The organism is Caldimonas sp. (assembly GCF_046289365.1).
GTDB lineage: Bacteria > Pseudomonadota > Gammaproteobacteria > Burkholderiales > Burkholderiaceae_C > Caldimonas.
In genome coordinates this window covers 1-4,904 of sequence record NZ_JBKBVU010000218.1, presented here as the reverse complement: position 1 = coordinate 4,904, position 4,904 = coordinate 1, and the positions used below count along the sequence as shown (strand labels likewise).

The 4,904-nt window shown below is 68.5% G+C and carries 7 protein-coding genes; 6 read left to right on the top strand and 1 reads right to left on the bottom strand.

Annotated elements, in window-relative coordinates; translation table 11 throughout:
- The 5 genes from ruvX to ACK42S_RS15625 all read left to right on the top strand — a co-directional run.
- The coding region (ruvX, locus tag ACK42S_RS15645; protein WP_409709616.1) for a Holliday junction resolvase RuvX at positions 1–228 on the top strand (228 nt) is incomplete at its 5' end.
- The gene (gene pyrR, locus ACK42S_RS15640; protein WP_409709613.1) at positions 225–731 is read left to right on the top strand and encodes a bifunctional pyr operon transcriptional regulator/uracil phosphoribosyltransferase PyrR; all 507 of its coding nucleotides are present in this window, start codon (positions 225–227) and stop codon (positions 729–731) included. The genes ruvX and pyrR, both read left to right, overlap by 4 nt.
- Before the next feature lie 19 nt (positions 732–750).
- On the top strand, positions 751–1,713 hold the full coding sequence (locus ACK42S_RS15635; protein ID WP_409709610.1) for an aspartate carbamoyltransferase catalytic subunit: 963 nt from the start codon (positions 751–753) through the stop codon (positions 1,711–1,713).
- Positions 1,710–3,029: a dihydroorotase gene (locus ACK42S_RS15630; protein ID WP_409709607.1), complete on the top strand. Its 1,320-nt coding sequence runs from the start codon at positions 1,710–1,712 to the stop codon at positions 3,027–3,029. Before ACK42S_RS15635 ends, ACK42S_RS15630 begins: the two co-directional genes overlap by 4 nt.
- 2 nt (positions 3,030–3,031) lie before the next feature.
- Positions 3,032–3,766, top strand: coding sequence for a lysophospholipid acyltransferase family protein (locus ACK42S_RS15625; RefSeq protein WP_409709604.1), 735 nt, complete (start codon positions 3,032–3,034; stop codon positions 3,764–3,766).
- A gap of 14 nt (positions 3,767–3,780) precedes the next feature.
- Here ACK42S_RS15625 and gpmA read toward each other — a convergent pair whose 3' ends face one another.
- The gene (gene gpmA, locus ACK42S_RS15620; protein ID WP_409709601.1) at positions 3,781–4,524 is read right to left on the bottom strand and encodes a 2,3-diphosphoglycerate-dependent phosphoglycerate mutase; all 744 of its coding nucleotides are present in this window, start codon (positions 4,522–4,524) and stop codon (positions 3,781–3,783) included.
- A gap of 136 nt (positions 4,525–4,660) precedes the next feature.
- Between gpmA and ACK42S_RS15615 the strand changes: the two genes are divergently transcribed.
- Positions 4,661–4,904: rhodanese-like domain-containing protein (locus ACK42S_RS15615; RefSeq protein ID WP_409709598.1), on the top strand; the 244-nt coding region annotated here is incomplete at its 3' end.

Below are 4,904 nucleotides of genomic sequence, written 5' to 3'. Positions count from 1 at the left end.
GTGGGGGTGCCCTTCCACCCCGATGGCGCCGAGCACGAGAACACGCGTCGCGCCCGGCGCTTTGCGCGCCAGCTCCATGGCCGTTTCGGCCTGCCGGTGCACGAGGTCGATGAGCGCTACACCACCACCGAGGCGCTGGCCGCCGGCGCGCGCGATGCCGATGCGGCGGCCGCTTGCCTCATCCTCGAGCAGTATCTGCGCGAGGCCACCCGGGAGACCCCTGCATGACCATGCTCCACCTCGATGCCGAGGCGCTCTATGTCGAACTGCGCCAGGGTGTGCGCCCGCTGCTGCGCCCCGATGCCGTGCTGGTGGGCGTGTGGTCGGGCGGGGCTTGGCTGGCCGAACGCCTGCAGCGCGACCTGGGCCTCAGTGGCGAGCACGGCGTGATCTCCAGCGCCTTGCACCGCGATGACTTCGGCTCGCGCGGCCTGTCCGGCGCGGCCGATCACACCAAGTTGCCCTTCGAGGTCAAGGACCGCCACATCGTGCTGATCGACGATGTGCTCTACACCGGGCGTACCACGCGGGCCGTGCTCAACGAGCTCTTCGACTTCGGCCGCCCGGCCAGCGTGACGCTGGCCGTGCTGGTCGACCGGGGCGGGCGCGAGCTGCCCATCCAGCCGGCTTTTTCCGCCGTGCGGGTGACGCTGCCGGCCACCCAGCGCCTGCGCCTGGCCCGCAACGAGGCCGGCCACTTCAGCTTCGACATCCAGACCGCCCAGCTTTGAGCACAGGAACGACGCCCCCATGCTCTACAAACGCAATCCGCAGCTCAACAAGAACGGCGAACTCATCCACCTGCTGTCCATCGAGGGGCTGCCGCGCGACGTCATCCATCACATCCTGGATACCGCGGGCACCTTCCTCAGCGTGAACGAGCGCGAGGTCAAGAAGGTCCCACTGCTGCGCGGCAAGAGCGTGTTCAACCTCTTCTTCGAGAACAGCACGCGCACGCGCACCACCTTCGAGATCGCGGCCAAGCGCCTGTCGGCTGACGTGCTCAACCTCGACATCGCGCGTTCGTCCACCGCCAAGGGCGAAAGCCTGCTCGACACCATCGCCAACCTCAGTGCGATGCACGCCGACATGTTCGTCGTGCGCCACAGCGAATCGGGGGCACCCTATCTCATCGCCCAGCACTGCGCGCCGCATGTGCACGTGGTCAATGCCGGCGACGGCCGCCATGCCCACCCCACGCAGGGCCTGCTGGACATGTACACCATCCGGCACTACAAGCGCGACTTCACGAAGCTCACGGTGGCCATCGTCGGCGACATCGTGCATTCACGGGTGGCGCGCTCGGACATCCATGCGCTGTCCATCCTGGGCGTGCCCGAGATCCGTGCCGTGGGCCCCAAGACCCTGGTGCCAGGTGACCTGCGCGAGATGGGCGTGCGCGTGTGCCACGACCTCAAAGAGGGCCTCAAGGGCGCCGACGTGATCATCATGCTGCGTCTGCAGAACGAGCGCATGAGCGGCGCGATGCTGCCCAGTGCCGGCGAGTTCTTCAAGAGCTTCGGCCTCACACCCGACAAGCTGGCCTGGGCGGCTCCCGATGCCATCGTGATGCACCCCGGGCCCATCAACCGCGGCGTCGAGATCGACTCGGCGGTGGCCGACGGCGCCCAGAGCGTGATCCTGCCGCAGGTGACCTTCGGCATCGCCGTGCGCATGGCCGTGATGTCCATCATTGCCGGAAACGAAGCATGAAGATCCTGATCAAGAACGGCCGCCTGCTCGATCCGGGCAGTAACACCGACCGCCTGGGCGACGTGGCCATCGCCGCGGGCCGCATCGTCGCGCTGGGCACTGTGAGTCCCGACTTTCATCCCAACCGCACGATCGACGCGCGTGGCCTGGTGGTGGCACCCGGTCTGGTCGATCTGGCCGCGCGGCTGCGCGAGCCCGGACACGAACACGAAGGCATGCTCGAAAGCGAGATGGCCGCGGCCGTGGCCGGCGGCATCACCAGCCTGGTTTGTCCGCCCGACACCGACCCGCCGCTGGACGAACCCGGCCTGGTCGAGATGCTCAAGTTCCGCGCCCGCAACCTCAACCAGGCGCGGGTCTATCCACTGGGGGCGCTCACGCGCCAACTGGCTGGCACCACGCTGACCGAGATGGCCGAACTCACCGAGGCCGGCTGCGTGGGTTTCTCGCAGGCCGAGGTGGCGCTGGCCGACACGCAGGTGCTGATGCGCGCGCTGCAATATGCCGCCACCTTCGGCTACAGCGTGTGGCTGCGTCCCCAGGATGCCCACCTGGGCCGAGGCGTGGCCGCCAGCGGGCCGGTGGCCACGCGCCTGGGCCTGTCCGGCGTGCCGGTGATCGCCGAAACCATCGCCTTGCACACCATCTTCGAGCTCGTGCGGGCCACCGGTGCCCGCGTGCACCTGTGCCGCCTGAGCAGTGCGGCGGGCCTGGCCCTCGTGCGCGCCGCCAAGGACGAAGGGCTGCCGGTCACCTGTGACGTCAGCATCAACCAGTTGCACCTCACCGACGTGGACATCGGCTATTTCAATGCCGACATGCGCCTGACCCCCCCCTTGCGCCAGCAGCGCGACCGCGACGCTATCCGTGAGGCCCTGGCCGATGGCACCATCGATGCCCTGGTGAGCGACCACACCCCCGTCGACGACGACCAGAAGACCCTGCCCTTCGGCGAGGCCGAGCCCGGAGCCACCGGGCTGGAGCTGCTGCTGAGCCTGGCGCTCAAGTGGGGCCAGGAAAGCGGTGTGGGCCTCATGCGGCCGCTGGCGGTGCTCACCAGCGAGCCGGTGCGGGTGCTGGGCGAGGCCCTGGGCTCGCTGGCCTCCAGCACGGGCCGCCTGGTCGAAGGCGGCGTGGCCGACCTGTGCATCTTCGATCCGCAGGCCCGCTGGCAGGTGCGGCCCGAGGCCCTGCGCAGCCAGGGCCGGCACACGCCGTTCAGCGGCTACGAACTGCCCGGACGGGTGCGCTACACCGTGGTGGCCGGACAGGTGGCCTTCGAGGCGGCCGAGCAACTCGATCCGGTGGCTGCCTGAGGATGCTGCGTTCGCTGCGCGCCGCCTGGCGCCTGCTCCGAGTGGCCGTGCATGTGCTGCATGGTCTGGCCATCGTCCGCTGGCGTTTCGGCGTGCTCGACGCCGCCGCTCGGCGCGAGCGGGTGCGGTGGTGGTCGCGTGCACTGCTGCGCCATCTGGGCATCACGCTGGTGGTGCAGGGCACGCCGCGCCCGGGTGCCAAGCTGTTCGTGGCCAACCACATCTCCTGGCTGGACATCGTGGCCATCAATGCCACGGCACCGGCGCGTTTCGTCTCGAAAGCCGAGGTGCGCCACTGGCCGGTGCTCCACCGGCTCGTGACGGCCGCCGGCACCCTCTATCTGGAGCGCGAGAAGCGCCGCGATGCGCTGCGTGTGGTGCACCAGCTCGCGCAGGCCCTGCACGACGGTGACACCGTGGCCGTCTTCCCGGAGGGCACCACGGGCACGGGCCATCAACTGCTGCCCTTCCATGCCAACCTGCTGCAGGCGGCGATTGCCACCGGCACGCCGGTGCAACCCATTGCGCTGCGCTACAGCGACCACCGGGAGGCGATCAGCTCGGCGGTGGCCTATGTGGGCGACACCACGATCGTGCAGTCGCTGTGGTGGGTGGCTCGTGCCGACGGATTGCGGGTGACAGTGCAGTTGCTCGATCCGCTGGGCTCGCGCCATGCGGATCGGCGTGCGCTGGCCCAGCACGCACGCCAGACCATCGAAGCCGCACTGGCCGCCTGAGTGGACCGGCGCAATCAGCCTTTGCCTTGGTTGGCCACGGCTGCCGCGGCCTTGGCGGCAGCCTCGGGATCGCCCAGGTAATAACTCCTAATCGGCTTCAGATCGGCGTCGAGCTCGTAGACCAGCGGGATGCCGTTGGGGATGTTCACGCCGACGATGTCGCTGTCGGAGATGTCGTCCAGGTACTTCACCAGGGCACGGATGCTGTTGCCGTGCGCCGCGATCACCAGACGCTGGCCCGCACGGATCGCCGGGGCGAGGGTCTCGTTCCAGTAAGGCAGCACGCGCGCCACCGTGTCTTTCAGACACTCGGTCAGCGGGATCTCCTGCGGGCGCAGACGCGCATAGCGGATGTCGTTGCGCTGGCCGCGCGGATCGTTGGGATCCAGCGCCGGCGGCGGCGTGTCGTAGCTGCGGCGCCAGATCAGCACTTGCTCGTCACCGTACTGCCGGGCCATGTCGGCCTTGTTCAGGCCCTGCAGCGCACCGTAATGGCGCTCGTTGAGGCGCCAGGAGTTCATCACCGGCAGCCAGGTGCGGTCCATCTGGTCCAGCACATGCCACAGCGTCCAGATGGCGCGCTTGAGCACCGAGGTGTGGGCCACGTCGAAATCGAAGCCCGCTTCCTTGAGCAGCCGCCCGGCCTGCTTGGCCTGCTCCACGCCGGTGGGCGTGAGCTCCACGTCGGTCCAGCCTGTGAAGCGGTTCTCGAGGTTCCAGGTGGACTCGCCATGGCGGATGAGCACGAGCTTGTACATGCGGGCAATCTCCTCGCGAGGCAAACGATGAAACGGGCCGGCCGGCCCGGCGGGAAAACCGCAAATTCTATAATCCGCCCCCGTTGCAACCCGGCGCGGCCTGCCGCGCCCCCAGTCACCAAGGGCGGACGTTTCCGTGGACTTCTTCATCAACAACTGGATCCTCATCCTGGCCGCCTTCGTCTCCGGCGGCATGCTCGTGTGGCCGCTGGTCACGCGCGGCGTGGCCGGCAGCGCGGTCAGTCCCAGCGAGGCGGTGCGCCTGATCAACCGCGAGAAGGGCGTGGTCATCGACGTCTCCGAGCCGGCCGAATTCGCCCAAGGGCACATCAAGGATGCGAAGAACATTCCCTTCGGTCAGGTGGAATCCAGCACGCAAC